General features: G+C 71.3%; 13 protein-coding genes. 11 read left to right on the top strand and 2 right to left on the bottom strand.

The genetic code is table 11. The features are described from left to right. Window positions 1–12 precede the first annotated feature (12 nt). From WMF45_RS33195 to WMF45_RS33155, 9 genes are all read left to right on the top strand, one after another. Window positions 13–2,421, top strand: coding sequence for a tetratricopeptide repeat protein (locus tag WMF45_RS33195; RefSeq protein WP_437709140.1), 2,409 nt, complete (start codon window positions 13–15; stop codon window positions 2,419–2,421). Then, a complete protein-coding gene (locus WMF45_RS33190) occupies window positions 2,418–6,791 on the top strand; it encodes a tetratricopeptide repeat protein (protein WP_437709138.1) in 4,374 nt (1,457 codons plus the stop codon). The genes WMF45_RS33195 and WMF45_RS33190 overlap by 4 nt, the downstream gene beginning before the upstream one ends. Continuing rightward, a complete protein-coding gene (locus WMF45_RS33185; protein WP_437709136.1) occupies window positions 6,788–8,140 on the top strand; it encodes a tetratricopeptide repeat protein in 1,353 nt (450 codons plus the stop codon). The genes WMF45_RS33190 and WMF45_RS33185 overlap by 4 nt, the downstream gene beginning before the upstream one ends. 8 nt (window positions 8,141–8,148) lie before the next feature. Further along, entirely contained in the window at window positions 8,149–8,403 is a 255-nt protein-coding gene (locus tag WMF45_RS33180) for a hypothetical protein (RefSeq protein ID WP_437293850.1), read from the top strand. 9 nt (window positions 8,404–8,412) lie between these two features. Continuing rightward, a complete protein-coding gene (locus WMF45_RS33175) occupies window positions 8,413–9,024 on the top strand; it encodes a hypothetical protein (protein WP_437709134.1) in 612 nt (203 codons plus the stop codon). A 190-nt stretch (window positions 9,025–9,214) separates the two neighbouring features. Next, window positions 9,215–10,660 carry an AgmX/PglI C-terminal domain-containing protein gene (locus tag WMF45_RS33170; RefSeq protein WP_437709133.1) on the top strand — a complete coding sequence of 482 codons (1,446 nt, stop codon included), beginning with the start codon at window positions 9,215–9,217 and terminating at the stop codon, window positions 10,658–10,660. A gap of 212 nt (window positions 10,661–10,872) precedes the next feature. After that, the gene (locus WMF45_RS33165; protein WP_012238568.1) at window positions 10,873–11,448 is read left to right on the top strand and encodes a hypothetical protein; all 576 of its coding nucleotides are present in this window, start codon (window positions 10,873–10,875) and stop codon (window positions 11,446–11,448) included. A gap of 95 nt (window positions 11,449–11,543) precedes the next feature. Next, a complete protein-coding gene (locus WMF45_RS33160) occupies window positions 11,544–12,872 on the top strand; it encodes a hypothetical protein (RefSeq protein ID WP_437542997.1) in 1,329 nt (442 codons plus the stop codon). Next, window positions 12,872–13,465 (top strand): polysaccharide biosynthesis/export family protein, encoded by a 594-nt coding sequence (locus WMF45_RS33155; RefSeq protein WP_437709131.1) that lies wholly within the window; start codon window positions 12,872–12,874, stop codon window positions 13,463–13,465. Before WMF45_RS33160 ends, WMF45_RS33155 begins: the two co-directional genes overlap by 1 nt. A gap of 48 nt (window positions 13,466–13,513) precedes the next feature. On the opposite strand, the gene WMF45_RS33150 is transcribed toward WMF45_RS33155, so the two are convergent. Further along, a complete protein-coding gene (locus WMF45_RS33150) occupies window positions 13,514–14,416 on the bottom strand; it encodes a PPC domain-containing DNA-binding protein (RefSeq protein ID WP_437709129.1) in 903 nt (300 codons plus the stop codon). Continuing rightward, window positions 14,413–16,434: an OmpA family protein gene (locus tag WMF45_RS33145; RefSeq protein ID WP_437709127.1), complete on the bottom strand. Its 2,022-nt coding sequence runs from the start codon at window positions 16,432–16,434 to the stop codon at window positions 14,413–14,415. The genes WMF45_RS33150 and WMF45_RS33145 overlap by 4 nt, the downstream gene beginning before the upstream one ends. A 186-nt stretch (window positions 16,435–16,620) precedes the next feature. Here WMF45_RS33145 and WMF45_RS33140 point away from each other — a divergent pair, with 186 nt between their 5' ends. Both WMF45_RS33140 and WMF45_RS33135 read left to right on the top strand, forming a co-directional pair. Next, window positions 16,621–17,280, top strand: coding sequence for a Maf family protein (locus tag WMF45_RS33140; protein WP_437709125.1), 660 nt, complete (start codon window positions 16,621–16,623; stop codon window positions 17,278–17,280). Next, window positions 17,277–18,818 (top strand): hypothetical protein, encoded by a 1,542-nt coding sequence (locus WMF45_RS33135; RefSeq protein ID WP_437709123.1) that lies wholly within the window; start codon window positions 17,277–17,279, stop codon window positions 18,816–18,818. The genes WMF45_RS33140 and WMF45_RS33135 overlap by 4 nt, the downstream gene beginning before the upstream one ends. Window positions 18,819–18,864: the final 46 nt, after the last annotated feature.

Genomic DNA, 18,864 nt, shown 5'->3' with positions numbered 1-18,864 from the left:
GGACAAGCCACCATGACCTGGGACACCGGATCGCGGGTACTCCCTGCCTTGCTTGGCGTGCTCGCGCTCGGCGCGGCGACGACCGCGGCCCCCGCCGAAGCGTGGGCCCTGGACGCTGAGCGCGCCTACACGAGCGCCTCTCAGCAGATCGGCAGCGTCACCTCCGGGCTGGGCGCCATCCAGGCGGCGATCCACAAATCCCGCGGCGAGCAGCGCACGCCGGCCCAGCGCATCGCAGATGCCCAGCTCCTGATGGGCTCCAGGGATTACGAGCGGGCGGCGAACGTGCTGAACCAGGTGGTCGAGAAGTACCCCGACCATCCGACGGCGTTCCCGGACGCGCTCACGCTGCTCGGGGAGACGTACTTCCGCTCGAAGCAGTACCTCTCGGCCCGCCGGGTCTTCCTGCGGATCGTCGCGAGCGGCGCCGAGCCGCGCTTCGCCGCCTACCAGGCGAAGGCGCTCGGCCGGCTCGTGGACATCTGCCTCCGGATCAAGGACTACGACGCGCTCGACGCCGTCTTCGCGTCGATGAACAGCGTCCCGGCCTCCACGGCGGGGAGCGCCCTCGCGTACGCGCGCGGCAAGGGCCTCTACGTGAAGAAGGACTTCGGCGGCGCGAAGGCCTCGCTCGGCGCGGTCGACCCGCAGAGCGAGTACTTCCACCAGGCGAGGTACCTGCTCGGCCTGATCGCGGTGAAGGAGGCGACGCCCCCGCCCGAGCCGCTCAAGGAGGGCGAGGCGCCGCCGGCGGTGCCCAAGACCCGCTACGTCGCAGCGATCGATCTGTTCCAGAAGGTGACGCAGCTGCCGGCCGACACCCCGGAGCACCGGCGCGTCATCGACCTCGCGTGGCTCGCGATCGGGCGGCTCTTCTACGAGGCCGATCAGTGGTCCCAGGCCGTGCAGGCCTACGGCCACATCGACCGCGTCTCGCCCGAGTTCGGGGCGATGCTCTACGAGCTCGCGTGGGTGTATGTCCGCCTGGGCGACGTGGATCGCGCCCAGCGGTCGCTCGAGATCCTCGCGATCGCCGAGCCGGACAGCCAGAACATCGCGGACGGCTCGCTGCTCCGCGGCGATCTGATGCTGCGCGCCGGCCGCTTCGAGAAGGCGCTGAAGGTGTACGAGGGGGTCCGCGCCACCTACGACCCGATGCGCGCGCGCGTCGACGCCTTCCTCGGCTCGACGAGCGATCCCGCGGTCTACTACGACAAGCTGAGCCAGGAGCAGCTCGAGGCGCTCGACACGACCACCTCGCTCCCGCCGCTGGCGGTGCAGTGGGCGCGCGAGGCCGAGGACGGCCCGGCCGCGTTCGCGGTGATCGACGACATCAACCACTGCCGCGAGCTGATCAAGCAGTCGAACGAGCTCATCGAGAAGCTGAACGCCGTTCTCAGCTCGCCCAACCGGGTGCGCGCGTTCCCGGAGCTCAAGGCCGGCGAGGAGCAGGCGCTCTCGCTGCTCAACCGGGTCGCGCTGGCGCGCCTCGCGCTCGGCCAGGGCATGGATGACGTGGAGGACGACTCGCTCTCGGGCGAGATCGGCGGCGCGCGCGCGAGGCGCAGGGCGCTGGAGAAGCGCCTCGCGCGGGTGCCCGTCACGGACGCCGACTTCCAGGATCGCGAGGCGCAGGCGCTCAAGCAGTGGAACACCCAGTCGCAGCGCCTGCAGCAGCTCACGCTGCAGATGGACTCGCTGCAGGCGACGGTCAACGGCCTCCGGCGGCTCCTCCGCGATGGCCCGCACGCCGGGGTCGTCCGGGATCCCGCGAGCATCGCCCGGTTCGAGATCGAGCTCGCCCAGAACGAGCGCGACCTCGCGCTCTACCGCCAGCAGGCCGACGTGCTCCGCAAGCAGGTCAGCGCGGGCCGGGTCCAGGTCGGCTTCGGCGATCAGCGCTTCATCGAGGACGCGCAGGTGCGCAAGGCCCACCGCGACGCGTTGACGCGCGAGGTGGAGCTGGCCGCGGCGGGCGCCGGCGGTGCGGAGCTCGCGGCGTACGCGCAGCGCATCACGCCGGTGCTCCGGGCCGGCGACGCGGCGGACGCGAGGGTCGAGGCGGCGCTCCGCGACATCGAGGGGGAGGTCGCCCAGAAGTCCTCGGGGCTCCGGCAGATCGTCGGTCGTGAGACGGCGAACGTCGTTCACTACTCGGTGCAGCTCGATGGGCTCGACAGGGAGGCGCGCCTCGTCGTCGGCGAGGTCGCGATGCGAAACTTCGGCCTCGTCCGCGACCGGCTGAAGAACATCATCCTGCGCGCCGACGTCGGCATCACCGAGGAGGCGTGGGAGGTCCGCGAGGAGCAGATGACGCGCGTTCGCAGCCTGCAGGTCGAACGCGCCCGTGAGGATCGGGTCCTCAAGGAGGAGCTCAACGAGGTCCTCGACGACAGCGGCGATCCGGAGGACGAGAAGTGAGCAAGGAGCGTGGTGGCGCGAGCGCGCCGCAGATCTCTGGCGCGCCGCGAACAGGGGCAGGGGCGCAGATCCTCGGACCGTCGGTCGCGCGCGCGCCGCTCGGCGCTGTGCGAACGGGACGCCGTCGCCCGCGCGGCGCGCTCGGGTTTGCCAGCCTTGCCCTGGTGCTGGCGGTCGCGCCGCTCGCGCTCTCCCAGCCGGGTGGCCAGCCAGCGCCGGCGGCGTCTGCCGTCCCCGCGGCTGCGCCGACCACGGCTGCACCGACCACGGCTGCGCCTGGCGCCACGGCTGCGCCGACCACGCCTGCGCCTGGCGCCACGGCGCCGGCTGTGCCAGCGGTGCAACCCTTCGCGCCGCCGATGTCGGTCGGGCGCAAGCAGGCGCCGCCTCCTCCTCCTCCGACGCCGGCCCAGCTGGCGGCGCTCGCCGCGCTCGAGAAGGAGGCGGCCGCCTACGAGAAGGCGGCGCGCGACTACCGGAGCGCCATCACCCGCATCGTGCAGCACCACTACGAGGACCGGCGCCGCCGCATCCTCTCGTCGCTCGACCGCGAGATCGAGATCGAGAGGAAGGGGCTCCGCGACGCCCGGGAAGAGGCGATCCGCAGGCTCGAGGTGTTCGTCGAGCGCTACAGCGGCCCCAACGCCCACCCCGAGAACACGCCCGACGCGATGTTCCGCCTGGCCGCGCTCTACGAGGAGCGCGCGCGCACCGACACGGACGCGAGCGAGGATCTCAGCGTCGCGCTGCTCCCGGCCATCGCGCTCTACAAGCGCGTCATCCGCGAGTTTCCCCAGTACCGCGAGCTCGCCGGGATCTATTACTACCTCGGCCATGCGCTGAACGATTCGGTCCGGTTCCCCGAGGCGCAGCAGGTGTGGCGCTCGCTCGTGTGCCACACCAAGTATCCCTACCCGGTTGAAGTCGACCCGAAGGATCCGACGCGCGACACCGTCGGCAAGCTCCCGCAGGACCACGACAACGATTACTGGACCGGCTGGGAGGCGCGTCACCCGACGCCCATCGGGTCCACGCCGGGCGGCCGGGCGCTCCAGGCCACGCGGAAGGGCGCGCGGGGGCGCGCGCCCGTCACCGAGGACGAGACGGCGTACGTCGATCCGTATCCGGACGATTGCCAGCCGATCCCGCAGAAGACCGCGCTCGGCGCGGAGCCCCGTTACATCGCCGAGGTCTGGTGGCAGATCGGCGACTACCATTTCAACGAGATCGACCGCGCCGGCGGCCCGTTCAACTACAACAGGGCGGAGTCGGCGTACCGGCAGTCCATCAAGTACAAGAAGCCCCCTGTCCACGGCGTCGCGATGTACAAGCTCGCCTGGACGTACTTCAAGCAGCAGCGTTACGAGACCTCGGTACGCCAGTTCATCGAGCTGCTCCGCTACACCGACGAACAGGAGAAGCTGACGGGCGATCCTGGCGCGGATTTTCGCGCGGAGGCGTACACCTACATCGCCGGCTCGCTCACGTACCTCGACTTCGTCGGCCCCGGACCGGACGAGCCCTACGTCCCGCGGAACGACGTCCTCGACGTCGAGACCGACCCGCGCATGGCCGAGCAGAAGATGCGGATCGCCATCGAGCGCGTCCAGGATCCCAAGCTGATCCCGCAGGATCAGAAGTGGACGGTCGAGATCTACAAGGCGCTCGCGCTGGAGTTCAAGGAGCTCAATCAGTATCGGAACACGATCGAGGTGAGCGAGATCCTCCTCAAGAAGTGGCCGATGCACCGCGACGCGCCCGTCGTCCAGAACCAGATCGCGGACATTTACGACACGCTCACCTCGCAGTCGCGCGAGGGGACGGCCGAGCGGGCGATGAACTCGGCGAAGGCGCTCGAGGCGCGCACGAAGCTCGCCCAGTACGTCGGGACGACCCCGTGGGTCGAGGCGAACAAGGACGATCCCGAGGCCATCCAGACCGCCGAGCGGCTCGTGCGCGGCGGGCTGCGCCGTGCTGCCGCCGATCACACCAACGCCGGAAGCGCGCTCGTGCAGCAGGCGCTGACCGTCGACGACAAGGAGACGCGCGACCCGATCTTCGAGCGGGCGCTCGGCGAGTACCGCCTCGCCGCGCAGGGCTGGGCCGGCTACCTGGCCCAGGACGAGAACGCCCCGGACGCGTACGAGAGCCGGTACTGGCTCGCCGACGCGAACCACATGGTCGTGGTCATCACGGTGGCGATGGATCGCTCGCCCGCGACGCACGAGATCGAGCAGGCGAGGAGCTCGGCGGTCGGCGTGCGGGACTCCAATGAGGACGACAAGTACCTGCAGCCCGCGGCGTACATGGTCGTCGACACCGCGCACCAGGCGCTCCTGGATCGAAACAAGCTCTTCCAGCGAACGAGCGGCGCCGAGGGCATCGAGCCGCGCGAGAAGGTCAAGATCGTCGGCGAGGGCGACCAGCAGCGCGTCGTCGCCGAGCCGCTGCCCCCCCAGGTCCAGGCGGCCGTCACCGCGCGGGACGAGTACATCCAGCGGGTCCCTCCCGCGCTCGACGCCCCGAAGAACATCGACCTCTACGCGTTCCAGGCGGCCGACTACTACTTCCTCTACGGCCAGTTCGCCGAGGCGCGCAAGCGGATGGAGCCCATCTACGAAGCGCAGTGCGGCAAGACGGAGTTCGGCTACAAGGCGTGGGAGCGGCTCACGACGATGTCGAACCTCGAGAACAACGTCGAGCAGAGCCGCAAGCTCGCCGAGGCGGCGCTCACGCGGAGCTGCGCCGTCAGCGAGGAGCAGAAGCTGAAGGAGGGCGACATCGCCCGCCCGACGATCTCTCGCGGCTATTACATCGACGCCGCCCGCGCCTTCGAGAAGGCCGAGAAGATGCCGGACGGCCCCGCGCGCGTCGCCGCCTGGCGCGAGGCCGCGGCGCTCTACAAGGTCGCGCTCGAGAAGGCGCCGGCCCGCGACGAGGCGCCGGAGGCCGCCATGAACGGCGCTTACTGCTACAAGCAGGTGGGCGACTACGACCAGGCCATCGCGATGTACTCCCTGTTCATCAAGGAGTACGGCAGCGAGGAGAACCTGTCGAAGCTCGAGAAGGGCGATCCGGGCGCGAGCCCCCCGAAGAACCCCGATCCGAAGCGCTACGCCGAGCGGGTGAAGTACCTGAAGCAGGCCTACGACGCGCTCTCCGCCGCGTACGTCCTCTTCTTCAACTACCGCAGCGCGGCCGAGACCTACGACACCATCGCTCGCAACGTCCGGTTCGAGCAGGCGGCGCGCCGGGACGCCGCCAGGAACTCGGTGTTGCTCTACGCGAACATCGGGGAGCGCGACAAGATGACCGCCTCGCGCGCCACCTTCATGAGCCTGAACCCGCCGCCCGAGCAGAAGGCCGACATCGATTTCCTCGTCGCCTCGGCGGACCTGAAGGCCTGGGACGAGCGCGGGGCCGACGAGGGCCCGAACCGCGCCGCCCGGACCAAGGCCACGCAGTCGATGGAGGCCTATTACGCGGCCAACAAGAACAACCCGGCCGCGAGCGGGTATGTCGTCCAGGCGGCGTACCATGCATCCAAGATGCGCTCCGCCGGCGGCGATCCGAAGGCGCGGGACTGGTGCAAGAACACCATGACGGCGTTCACGTCCTTCCGGAGCTCGGCGACCGGCGACAAGGTGAAGGCCCTCGGCTCGGTGCAGGCCGACATGGCGGCGGAGTGCGCCTACAAGGCCATCGACGATCGCATCAAGGCCGAGTTCGATTACGACACCGGCCATCACCGCTACGAGGGGGTCATCGATCAGGTGAAGCGGGCCTTCGAGGCGGATATCACCAAGGCCAATGACAGGTACTGGAAGGAGCTCCAGGAGGTCATCACCGCCTACGAGTCGCGCCCGTGGTCGGTGGCCGCGCGCGCGCGTCAGGGCTCGCTCTACGATTCCTGCCGCACCGGCCTCTACAACGCCCGCCCGCCGGGGCTGAGGCTGTACACGGACAAGGAAGAGAAGCTGCTCAAGCTCGCCGAGACGAGCGATCGCGAGGATCTCCAGGAGACGGCCGACGCGCTCCGGCAGAACCGGCGCGAGCAGTGGCGCGCGGCGCGCGAGCGGCTCCTCAACGATGCCGACAAGGCGATGGTCAAGTTCTACGTCGAGTCCGTCGTCTGGGCGAAGGCGTGGAAGGTCCGGAATCCAGCGGTCGACCTCGCGATCCAGCGGCTCGCGTTCTTCACGGACATCCTCGGCGACGCCAAGCTCCGCGAGTGGAGCCAGGGGGTCATCGATCCCGAGACGAAGCGCCCGTTCGAGTACAAGGATGGCCTCTTCCTCCGGACGCGGCCCGGCATGACCCCGCCGCTCGCGCCCGACGGCCTCCCCCTGCCCCTGCCGGTCGTCCCATGATGCGCCGCCTCCCTGTCACCCTCTTCGCCAGCCTGCTCGCGGTCATGTCGCCGTTCGCCCTCGCGTCCTGCGGCGAGGAGGCGACGCCGCCGCCCAAGGTGCCCACGGTTCCGGCGGGGCCCGCGGCGACCGCGCCCGTCCAGGCGCCGTACGGCATGAACGACATGCCGAGCTCGGCGGGCCCTTACGATCTGCCCGCCCAGACGGCTGCGCCGGCCATGAACGCCCGGGCGGCGGCGTTCTACCAGAGCGGCCTGCAGGCGTTCGCGACCGGCGATCTCGTCAACGCGAGGGCCCAGTTCGGGCAGGCGACGCAGGCCGATCCGCGCGCGCACCAGGCCTTCTATTCGCTCGGCGTGGTGCAGGAGCGGCTCCGCGACGCGGGCGCCGGCGCGAGCTACCGCCAGGCCTTCACGCTCGTGCCGGACTACGAGCCCGCCATCATCGCGTACGCGATGCTCCTCGCCAGGAAGAACCAGCTCGGCGAGGCCGAGCGGCTCCTGAGCGAGAAGCGCGGCCAGATGCCGAAGTCGGCGGCCGTCGCGGCGACGCTCGCGGAGGTCAAGTCGCTCCAGCGGGATACCGGCGCTGCCCAGCGGATCGCGCAGGAGGCGCTGAAGATCAACCCCGACTACCGGCCGGCGATGGTGATCATCGCCCGCGATCACTACAGGAACCGGCGCCTCGATCTCGCGCTGTACGCGCTCCAGGCGATCCTGGACGGGTTCGAGCCGGTCAGCGAGAACCCGCCGCGCGACAGGGACAACGCCGAGGCGCTGCTGCTCCGCGGCCTGATTTACCGGGAGCAGGGGCAGCGCGCCGCGGCGCTGGAGGAGTTCCGCAAGGCGGTGACGCGCCGCCCCGATCTCGTCGAGGCGCGGGTGCAGCTCGCGACCTACCTGCTCGAGGCGGGCAACGCGCAGGAGGCGCTGCCGCTCCTCGAGGGCGCCGTCCGCTTCGATTCCGAGCACGTCGCCGCGCACCTCAACCTCGGGGACGCGTACCGCCTGCTCGAGCGCTACGCCGACGCGAAGCGCGAGTTCGACTGGGTGCTCGGCCGCGACCCGAACCTGGCTCAGGTCCACTACGACCTCGGCCTGCTCTACCTGTTCGCCCCGGCCGTCCCTGGCATGACGCCGAAGCAGCAGGTGGCGGAGGCGATCAAATCGCTGACGAGGTTCCAGGAGCTGCGCAACAAGGGCCAGCGCGACGACTCGGAGGAGCTCCTGAACCGCGCCAAGCTGAAGGAAGGGGAGCTCAACGCGGCTGCCGCCGCGGCTCAGCCCGCGGCTCCTCCTCCTGCCGCCGCGCCGGATGGAGGCGTCGCCGACGCCGCGACCGACACGTGAGGGAGACCATGAGCATGTACAAGGCACTTGCGCTGGGTTCGGTCCTGCTCGCGATCCTCGGCCACGGCGCGCCGGCGAGCGCGCAGGAGAAGGGCAAGCAGCGCGGGGTCATCACGCTCGCGGAGGTGACGATCACGGGCCGCATCCAGAAGCCCATCGCGGCCGTCGACGTCAGCCGGATCCAGCCCAAGCTCACGCTCGCCGAGCTGCGTCAGCCGTTCCTGGACCGCATCGAGCAGGCGATCTTCAAGGAGCCGTTCTAGGCGGCCGGTGTGTCCGCCGTCGCCGTGCTCTTGAGCGCGCTGTCGATCGCGTCGAGCGCCGCCTGCGCCGCGGTCTCGTGGAAGCACCCCGCGCAGGTCGCGCGCGCGACCGGCGGCGACCTGATGTCGCTCGCGCGCTCGCTCCGCGCGCTGCCCGGCGAGGCGCGGCTGGCGGAGCTCGCGAGGCGGTCGCCGCCGGACAGCTGGGAGCGCCGCCTCGCGCTCGAGGTCATGGCCGCCGCCGACCCGCGCGCGAAGATCGCGGTGGCGAACGAGCTCCTCGCCGAGATCGAGCAGCGGCTCGACGCCGGCGCGGGGTGGCCGCGCGCGGCGGCGCGCCTGTCGGCGCTCGCCGCGCTGCTCCTGGCCACGCTCTCGTACCTCGCGCACGCCGGGCCCTCGGTCATCGCGCTCGTCCTGGGCGCGGGGGGCGCCGGCGCGATCGCGTCCGCGGCCGCTGGGCGGGCCAGCCGCGCCGCTGCCGCACGAGGGCGCGAGGCGATCGACGCGCTCGTGCGGGTCGCCCTGGAACCACTCGATAGCGCCGATAGCGCCGATGGCGTCGGGGGCCCCGTGCGCCCTTCCGGATCGCCTCGACGCTCTCGCCGGGCGCCCCGTTGAGCGCCGCGCGCTCTCCTGGACCGCCCCGAGCTGTCCGTGTACCCTCGCAAATTATGGTGCCCTCCGCTGCGCGGCGCGTCGCTCGCGGATCCGGGCCCGGGGCCTGCCGGGCCCCGGGGCGCGGCTCCGCAAGCCGCGCGCGATCGCGATCGGCGCCCGCTTCGTCCCCCCTCTCCCGGAGTCCTTTGGAATGACCCAGCAGCCCCCGCACCCCACCCCGTCGCGCCCCGGGCAGCCCGGGCAGATGACCGCGGTCATGCGGGCGGTCGCACCGGTGACCGGCCCGAAGGTGCTCAGGATCGGCCTGGTTCAGGGGGGAAAGGTGATCGAGGAGCGCGTCATCAAGCAGCGCACCCACGTCACCATCGGCCCCAGCGAAAAGAGCATGTTCGTCATCCCGAGCAAGAGCATCCCGCCGAATTTTCGGGTGTTCGAGCTCGTGGGGGGCGAGTACTTCCTCAATTTCCTGGACGGGATGACCGGTCGGGTCGCCTTCAAGGGCGGCGTCTCCGAGCTCTCCGCGCTCAAGTCGTCGGCCAAGCGCGTGGCGGTCGGCAATGTCCAGGCCTACCAGGTCCAGCTCAGCGAGGAGGCGCGCGGCAAGCTCGTCGTGGGGGAGACGACGTTCCTCTTCCAGTTCGTCGCGCCGCCGCCGGTGCAGCCCAAGCCGCAGCTGCCCGTCTCGGTGCGGTCGGGGATCGCGAACGACATCGACTGGACGACCACGATCATCGCCGCGTTCTCGTTCCTGTTCCACTTCGGCGCCGTGGGCTCGATCTACTCCGACTGGATGGACCCGGTGGTCGACGATGAGATCGACGTCGCGCAACTGCTTGAGTCCGTGAAGCAGCTGCCCCCGCCGCCGGTGGAGCAGCCGAAGGAGGACGTCGAGGCGCCGGCCGCGACAGCGGCGCCTGCTGCCGAAGCGCCCAAGGCCGCTGGCGGTGGGAACAAGGGGGCGGGGGCTGCCAGCCCGGGGAAGGGCTCTGGCGGGATGAACGACGCCCGCGCGTCGGCGCTCACCAACGAGCTCGCGCAGCTCGACATGCAGATGCTGGGCGCGCTCAACTCGAGCGGGAACGCGACCGCCAGCGTCCTGAGCTCGGGCGACGTGCCCACCGGCTTGCTCGAAAACGCGGCCGCGTCAGGGGCCGGCGTCGGCAAGGGCGGTGTGGCGGGATTGAACATGGGCGGCGCCGGGGGTGGCACCGTGCGACCTGGCGCGGCCGGCGGCGGCGGGCTCGCCACGATTGGCAACACCGGGACCAGCGGCCCTGCGACGGCCGGCTCGGCACAGACGGTCAAGGGGCCGGTGGGCAACGCCCAGGTGGGCGGCGCCGCGGTCTCCGGCGGGAGCGTCTCGAACGCGCCCTCCGTCGTGGCCGGTATGACCGCCGGCTTCCGCCGTTGCTACAACAAAGGTCTTCAAGAGGACCCGAGCATGAAGGGGTCGGTCCGGATCACCGCGAAGATCGGCCCCAACGGCGAGGTGCTCTCGGCGACCCCCTCCGGCGGCGGCGGGCTGTCCGGCACGGTGGTCTCGTGCGTCGTCGCGCGCGTCCAGAGCGCGCAGTTCGCGCCGCCTGAGGGCGGCGGCGCGACGGTTGTGATTCCTGTCACGTTCGTGAGCCAATAGCCCCCGAGGCTTTCCGGGTCCGTGAACAAGACGCAATTCTCTCTCCTCGCTTGCACGTGAATGGCGTGCTGACGTCGCGCATCGAACGGAGAGAGCGCCGTACGGGGGCTCCCGACGGACGCGCGCAGCTGGCTGCTCGGCATGTTCATTGCGTTTTGACAATTACGTCTACCCGCACCTATACTGCGCGGGTCTGATTTCCGGAGGCTTCGATGAAGCGTGAACAGATCCCTGGCTTCGCCGCTGTGGCGCTGATCTCGGTCGTTGTCGGCCACGGGATCGCCGCTGCGCAGGCGCAGACGGCGCCTCCGCCGGACGCCTCCGCCGGCCTCGCGCGGCAGGTGACGCTCTCGCCCGCAGAGCAGCTCGCGCAGAGCGAGACCTACCTCGCCCGGATGGACGGAGCCCGCACGTCGGTTCGTCGCCAGCTGGAGACGGCCCGGTCGCAGCGCGACGTCGTGAAGACGCTCTGTCTTGACGACAAGCTGAATCAGATCGATGTCGCCATCCGCTCCGCCCGCGAGCGGCGGCAGGGCCTGGAGCTCGCCGTGAATCGGCGTGACGTCGATCTCTCCAACCATGAGTTCACTATCTTGACGGTGCTGCGGCAGCGGACTGAGCAGCTGACGGCCGAGGCCAACCAGTGCATCGGACAGGAAGCGGGCTTTATCGGCGATAGCGCCGTGACGGCGACGATCGATCCGAACCTCCCCAAGGACGATCCTTCCGAGTATCCCGTCAGCCAGATCATCATCGAGCCGCCTGCGTGCAGTAGCTGTTTTCGGTAGGCGACCGCCTCTCTCGGATTGCCACTGCCCAATAGGCGATGAAACTTCGTGAAACCATAGCCGCTGCCGCAGTCACACTCACTCTGTCCCCGGCGTTGGCCCTGGCGCAGGATCAGCCGTGGCTCAAGGATCGGCGCTACACCGAGGGCATCGGGATACGCACCGGCGATCTCGAGCTGCATCCCGGAGTCGCCGCGGAGTTCGGCTATGACTCCAACTTCTTCCGCCGAGACGAAGACGATTATGCAGGCCTCGATGATCTCGGGCCTGTTGGCTCGTTGCGGCTCCGTATCACGCCGTCGTTTTCGCTCTCGACGCTGAGCCAGCAGCGCTACGAGGTGACGCCCGACGCGCCGCCGCCAGACGTCGAGTTTCGCGCCGGCATCGCGGCGACCTATGAAGAGTTCTTCCCTGTATCCGGCAGCGAGGTAGGGAAGGACCGGCTGAGTGAGCAGCGGAACATCGGCGGCCTGCTCGACGCCAAGCTGACGATCCTGCCCCGGCGCCCCTGGTCCGGGATCCTCGATGCGTCGCTCGGCCGGACCATCGCCTCTTCGGATCTGGGGATTTCCAACCAGAGCTTTCGGCGCGTCCACGCCGACGCGGGGGCGGAGCTCGTGTGGACGCCGGGCGGGGGGCTGCTCGACTGGCGGCTAGGCTATCGCTTCCTGGGCACGTTCTTCGAGGTCGACGAGTTCGACAGCCTGACGAACTTGCACCACACGATCCGGACGCGGGGTCGCTGGCGCTTCTTGCCCCGCACAGCGCTCATCTACGACGCGTCGCTCGGGTTCGTGAATTACCCGAACCCGGCTGCCCAGCTCTCCTCTCATCCCCTGCGCGCGCAGCTCGGCATCAACGGCCTCGTGACGTCGTCGTTTGGCCTCCTCGCGATGGCTGGCTGGGGCGCGAGCTTCTACACGTCAGACAGCCAGGCCGAGGTGCACGACTTCGACAGCGTCATCGGCCAGCTCGAGCTGAAGTGGTACCTGACGCCGAACCCTTCGGCCGATCCCGAGGCGGCCACGCTCGCGCTGTCGTCGCTGTCGGCCGGCTTCACGCGCGATTTCCACGACAGCTATCTCTCGACCTACTACGAGCGCGATCGCGGTTACCTCAAGCTCACCTACTTCTTCGGCGGGCGTTTTCTGCTGATCGCCGACGGCGGAGTGGCTGCCCACGTGTATCCCGCGATTCCGGGGAACGGAGCCGCCTCCACATCTGCGGATCCCTGGACAGACGTCCGCGTCGACGCGTCCCTGTTCGGCGAGTACCGGATAGGGGACTCGCTGGGCATCAACTCGACGCTGCGTTACGGCAACAACATCAGCAGCACATCGCTGACGCCCGCCGGCGAGACGACGCCGAACTACCTCGGATGGCAGCAGTTCGAAGCCTACCTGGGCGTGCGCTGGTTCATGTGATGCGGCGCGCTGGTCGGTGGACCGCCGCCGTGCTCGCGCTGGCGCTCGCTGCGTGCTCATCGCGAGCGCCCCAGCCAGCGAACCTGCCTCCGCCGGTGGAGGCGACGACCATCGGGGTCGGCGACGTGTTCGAGCTCCGCATCGTCGGAGAAGACAAGCTGCCCTCGACGTTCACCGTCGCGCCGGACGGCACGGTCGACTTCCCTTACGTGAAGCGGCTCAAGGTGTCGGGCCTCGAGCCTCAGGAGGTCGCGGAGCTCGTGCGCGCGAAGCTCATGGAGGGGCAGGTCCTCACCGATCCCAGCGTGAGCGTGAGCATCAAGGAGTACAACTCGAAGCGGGTCGAGGTGCTCGGCGAGGTGCAGAAGCCCGGGTCCCTGCCGCTCCAGCCCGGCATGACGCTGCTCCGCGCCATCTCGATGGCGGGAGGGTTCAACAGCATCGCGGACAAGGATCGGGTCACGATCCGCAGGAAGTCTCAGGGCAAGACGGTGTTCACCACCGTCTCGGTCGAGGACATCATCGACAACAAGATCCCCGATGTGCCGCTCCAGGCAGGGGACTCGATCCACATCGCCCAGCGCGTCTTCTGAGCGCGCAGGCGCCGTCCGCCACCTCTCGACGAGGTGGCGCGGTCGCTCTCAGTTCTTCCGCGCGAGGCGGAACTGCTTCCTGCCTGTCGCCGCGTCGACGGTGGGAGGCTCGATGCGGAGCATCGTCAGCGAGACCTCGCGCACGCGGCCGTCGCGCTCCTGGCGGAGGCGGATCCGCTCGCCATCCGAGCTGATCACGGTGCAGTCGCCGAAGTGAAAGTGGGTCACGCTGTCGCCCACTTCCGGATAGAGCTCGTCGTCCTGGCGAGGACGGGTCGGGCGCTGCGGTAGCGGCGCGGCGGCGAGCTCCGCGGAGCCCGCTGAGGCCGCGCGCGGCGGCTCGATGGCGGGCGCCGGAGGCGTCGCGCGCGGCGGCTCGATGGCGGGCGCCGGAGGCGTCGCGCGCGGCGGCTCGATGGCGGGCGCCGGGGGCGTCGCGCGCGGCAGCTCCGCGGCCTGCACCGGAGGCGCCAGGCGGGGCGGTTCGCCCGCGAGCGCGGGGATGGCGGACGACTGGGTCGCGAGCTGCATCGCGCCCGTTCGATCGTCGAACACCCGCACCAGGGGCAGATCGTCGAACGCCGTGACGCGGAGCTCGAGCCCGTAGACGCGCGCCCACACGAGCTCGCCGGCGGCGAGCTGGAGGCCGACGCCCGACTCGCGGGCCAGCGTGGCCGACAGCCGAAGCGAGGTCTCTCCCTGCTGGAGCGCGATGTTCCCCGAGAGCGCCACCACGTCGCACGGGCCATCGAGGACGCGCGTCTTCGCGTAGGTGCGGGAAGCTTGATCGAACAGCGCGACCTCGGCCTTCTCCAGCGAGCCTACCCCCTCGATCCAGCCGGCGCGCGCCTCGGCCTCATCGAGGGCGCGCACCAGCGCTGCAGGGAGCTCCTCGCCCCGGTCCAGGCGGATGATCAAATGGCGGGCACGGCGTGCCTCGAGGACATTCATCGCTGTTTCTTCTCTCCGGTCGTCGAGGTGGCTGCGCCCGGAGCACCCGGAGCTCCTTCAGAGCGCCGAGCGCGGGTCGCCGTCACCTCGATCTGGGGTGCGCCTGGTGCGCGCTTGGCTGATGGGTCGCCAGCGGCGGCCGTGATCCGCTCTGCCGGCAAGCCCGCGGTTGCAAGGAGCTCCTTGACGGCGCTCGCGCGCGCGCCCGCGAGGTCGAGGGCGCGCGCGGACTGATCGCCCTGACGATCGGCGTAGGCCTCCACGATGACGATGTCGAGGGGCATGCGCCCGCGCATGAGCTGAGCGATCATGCCGAGCTGCGCCGCGAGGGCCGGCGGCACGCGGGCGCTCGCTGCTGGGAAGCGGGCCAGGCCGTCGAGGACGACCTGATCGCCGGACCACCGCGGCAACGACCTGCCGGCCGGCTCAGGGCAGCCGTCGGCGTCGTTCGTGCCGTCGATCGTCTCGGCGGTCATGGGGCATGCGTCGGCCGCGTCGGCCACGCCGTCCTCGTCGTTGTCGCGCTCGGGGCAGCCGTCGTCGTCCTGGAAGCCGTCGCGATCCTCGGCGTTGTCCGGGCACTGGTCGCTGGCGTCAGGGACCTGGTCGATGTCGTTGTCGGGATCGGGGCAGCCGTCGTCGTCCTTGAAGCCGTCGACGTCCTCCGCGCCCATGGGGCACGTGTCGCGCGCATCCAGGATCCCGTCGCCGTCGTTGTCGGGATCGGGGCATCCGTCGCTGTCCTGGAAGCCGTCGCGGTCCTCGGCGTCGTTCCGGCAGGCGTCGGCGTCGTCCGGGACGCCGTCGCTGTCGTCGTCCGCGTCCGGGCAGCCATCGCCGTCCTGGAAGCCGTCGATCGTCTCGGGCTCGTCCCGGCACCTGTCGCGACCGTCGGGGATCCGATCGCCGTCGTTGTCGGGATCGGGGCATCCGTCGCCGTCCCGGAAGCCGTCGCGATCCTCCGCGACGAGCGGGCACTCGTCGTCGCGATCGAGGACGCCGTCGGCGTCCGCATCGCGCCCCGTCGGCGCATAGCGGAGCCCCAGGTTGAACCGGAAGCGCGGCACGGTGAGCGCGCCGTCGGAGGCGAACGGGATGGCGCCGCCGCCGCCCGCGGACAGCGAGACGTCGCCTGCGAGCAGCGGTGCGCTCGTGGCCGAGAGGATCCACTCCGCCGGCACCAGCGCCGGGGCTCCGGCGGGCTGCTCGGCGAGCGTGTAGAGGGCGAACGCCTCCGCGGACGCCGTGAGCCAGCGGTCCGGGAGCACGTCGACCGAGGCGCCGAGGGCGCCGAGGAGCTGTGGGCCGACCTCGGCGTCGATCAGGATGCTCGAGCCACGGAGCCGGGCCCCGACCTCGGTCGCGAGCAGGAGCTTGCCGAGCCGGTACGCTGCGGTGACGCTCGGCGCGAGCGTCACGGTCCCGGCGCTGGCGAACACCGACCCGTCGCCGGTGGGCACGCCCAGATCGAGGCGCGCTGCCAGCGAGAAGCCGTCGAGCGGACCACGCTGGGCCGGCGGCAAGATCGCGAACGTGGCGCCCAGGCGAGCGTCGCGCACCACGCTGCGCTGGAGCTCCGTGTCGGTGCCGAGGACGTCGGAGAAGCCTGCCCCGTCCTGGTACAGGGTGACGGGAGCGGCGACCGTGACCTCCAGGCGATCGGTGAGCCCGAACGACGCCAGGAAGGTCGCGTCGACCATGTTGTCCAGCGCATGGATGACCGTCCCCTCGGGGTCGGGCGAGTCGGTGCGCAGGCCCACTGGCCGCGACAGGTAGCTCGCCACGAGGCCGAACGAGGCCTTCGAGCTCGGAGCCGTCCCTGTGCTCCCCACGGCGAAGAAAGGGCCGCCGCCTGCGTGAGGCCAGAGGTTGTCGGCATCGATACAGCCCGACAGCCTGCTGGCCGGCGCGCACTCGTCCGCGCGCACCGGCGCCGGAAGGAGGGCCACCATCAAGACCCCGGACGCCACCAGCAGCGGGAGGCTCGATCGTGCAGGCTCCCTCCGGTTGGCGCGCATCGCGCCCGACCCTCTACTACTGCCGGGGGGAGAGTCAAAAGAGCAATCGACGCGTCGCGATCCGCTGGCGTCCGGGTGGCGTCCGAGGCTCGGTTTGCGTCGGATTGCGTCGTGCCCCGCGGTCGCGCTGGCGCCGTGCTAGGACCACGCCCGGCCGGGGCCGGCGCCGCCGGCGTCAGCACGACCATGATCGACGACTCACACCCGCTCCTGCTCGGCTCCGGCTCGCCGCGCCGGCGAGAGATCCTGACCACGCTTGGCCTGCCTCTCCGCGTCGCGGCAGCCGAGGTCGACGAGGCGGGGCGCGCCGCCGAGGACGCCGCTGCCTACCTGGAGCGCGTCACCCTGGCGAAGCTCGCGGCCGCGCGGCGCCTGCGCCAGGCGGCCGGGGCGGGCGCGATCCTCGTCGCCGACACGTCGGTCATCCTCGGCGATTCCATCCTCGGCAAGCCGCGTGACGAGGTCGACGCGCGCGCCATGCTCCGCGCCCTCTCGGGCCGCGAGCACCAGGTATGGACGCGGTTCGCGATCGCCGGCGGCGATCGGGCCGAGGCCGCGACGGCGTCCGCCCCGGGCCTCGCCGAGGCGCTCCACGCCGAGACGGTCGTCACGCGGGTGCGCTTCCGCGAGCTCGACGACGACGAGGTGGCGTCGTACGCGGCGACCGGCGAGGGGCTCGACAAGGCCGGCGCCTACGCGATTCAGGGCATCGGCGCGTTCGCCGTCGCGCGCATCGACGGCTCCTATTCGAACGTCGTCGGTCTGCCCGCGTGCGAGGTCGTCGCTGCGCTGCGGGCCACCGGCTTGCTTGCGCGCTTCCCGCTGTCGCTCGCGCGCTCGTCATGAGCGACGGCGCCTCGGTCGTCGCGCGTCGGCGCGACGCGGGCGCGATCTTCGCGCTCGCCCTCGCCGCGCGGCTCGCCACGGTCGTCTGGGCGGCCGGGCGCTTCCCGCCTACCGCCGACGGGACGTACTACCAGCGCATCGCCGAGCGGATCGCGGCGGGGCTCGGCTACACGTGGCTATGGCCGGACGGCGTCGTCACGTACGCCGCGCACTACCCGGTGGGCTATCCGGGCGCGGTCGGCGCGCTGTACGCGCTGCTCGGCGCGCACCCCGCGGTCGCGATGCTGCTGAACGCCGTGCTCGGCGCGCTCGCGGCGCTCGCCGTCCATCGCCTGGCGGCCCGCGCCGCGCCGCGCTCGCGCGCCGTGCCGGCGCTCTCCGGCGGGCTCGTCGCCCTCCACCCCGGGCTCGTGGCGTACACCCCGGCGCTCATGACCGAGGGCGTCACCGGTTCGCTCGTCGCCTGCGCTGCGTGGGCGTCCGCGAGGGCGCGCGAGCGCCGCCCCGCGCTGGCCCCGTTCGCCGCCATCGGGCTGCTCATCGGCGCCGCCACCCTCGTCCGCCCGCAGGCGCTCCTGCTCGCGCCCCTGTTCGCCGGCCTCGCACTCTCGGGCTCTCCGCCTGCTGGCGGTCCCCGGCTCCTCCCCCCGTTCGCCGCGCGCGCGGCGCCCGTCCTGCTGGCCGTCATCGCGGCGCTCCTCGTGTGCGCGCCCTGGACCGCGCGCAACTGCCTGCGGATGAACCAGTGCGCCCTGGTGAGCGTGAACGGCGGATGGAATCTCCTCATCGGGGCGGATCCGGCGTCCACCGGAGCCTGGGCGCCGGTCCAGGTCCCCGAGGCGTGCCGCGAGGTCTTCGATGAAGCCGGCAAGGACGCCTGCTTCGGCCGCGAGGCGCGCCGGTACATCGCGGAGCACCCGGGCGAATGGCTCGGGCTCGTGCCCAGGAAGCTCGCGGCGACGTTCGACTACTGCGGCGCGGCCGGGTGGTACCTCCACGCCTCGAACCCGTCGGCGTTCAGCGATGCCCACAAGGTCGCGCTCGGCGCCGTCGAGACCGTCTTCGAGCGCGTCGTCCTCCTCGCCGCGCTCGTGTGGGCGGCGCGCAGGCCCGCGCAGGCGCCCGGCGCAGCTCGCCGCCCCTCGCTCGCGCACCGCGCGCTCGACATCGCTCGGCTCGCGCTGTTCGCGCTGGGGGTCGTCGCCGCGCTGCACGTCCATGCATGGGTTGGCTACCTCGCGCTCCTCGGCCTCGCGCTGCTCAAGGGCCGCGCGCTCCTCCGGGCGCCGGTGCTCGTAGGCGCCGCGCTCGCCGTCCTCGCTGCGACCGCGGCGACGCACGCCGTGTTCTTCGGTGCCGGGCGTTACGCGCTGGTCGCGTTCCCGCTCCTCTCGGGGCTCGCCGCCCTCGCCGCGGCGCGCCAGGATGCGGATCGGCCTGCCGCCGGCGCGCCCCGCGCGACCACCCCCATGCCCGCCGCGCCCCTCGCGCCGCCGCGCGGGTGCGGGGTCGGGTCGTCGGACGACGAGCTACTTTGACAGCGCCGCCTGGGCTGCTGCATCCTAGGCCCCCGTCGGCTCGGGA

It is taken from the genome of Sorangium sp. So ce448 (genome assembly GCF_051520915.1).
GTDB classification, from domain to species: Bacteria; Myxococcota_A; Polyangia; order Polyangiales; family Polyangiaceae; genus Sorangium; species Sorangium cellulosum_B.
This window is presented reverse-complemented; position numbering and strand designations above follow the sequence as displayed.

Coding starts and splice junctions, on each gene's coding strand:
- WMF45_RS33150 (WP_437709129.1), bottom strand. CDS start 14,416: ATGAATGTCCTCGAGGCACGCCGTGCCCGCCATTTGATCATCCGCCTG.
- WMF45_RS33170 (WP_437709133.1), top strand. CDS start 9,215: ATGACCCAGCAGCCCCCGCACCCCACCCCGTCGCGCCCCGGGCAGCCC.
- WMF45_RS33165 (WP_012238568.1), top strand. CDS start 10,873: ATGAAGCGTGAACAGATCCCTGGCTTCGCCGCTGTGGCGCTGATCTCG.
- WMF45_RS33145 (WP_437709127.1), bottom strand. CDS start 16,434: ATGCGCGCCAACCGGAGGGAGCCTGCACGATCGAGCCTCCCGCTGCTG.
- WMF45_RS33140 (WP_437709125.1), top strand. CDS start 16,621: ATGATCGACGACTCACACCCGCTCCTGCTCGGCTCCGGCTCGCCGCGC.
- WMF45_RS33135 (WP_437709123.1), top strand. CDS start 17,277: ATGAGCGACGGCGCCTCGGTCGTCGCGCGTCGGCGCGACGCGGGCGCG.
- WMF45_RS33195 (WP_437709140.1), top strand. CDS start 13: ATGACCTGGGACACCGGATCGCGGGTACTCCCTGCCTTGCTTGGCGTG.
- WMF45_RS33180 (WP_437293850.1), top strand. CDS start 8,149: ATGAGCATGTACAAGGCACTTGCGCTGGGTTCGGTCCTGCTCGCGATC.
- WMF45_RS33155 (WP_437709131.1), top strand. CDS start 12,872: ATGCGGCGCGCTGGTCGGTGGACCGCCGCCGTGCTCGCGCTGGCGCTC.
- WMF45_RS33185 (WP_437709136.1), top strand. CDS start 6,788: ATGATGCGCCGCCTCCCTGTCACCCTCTTCGCCAGCCTGCTCGCGGTC.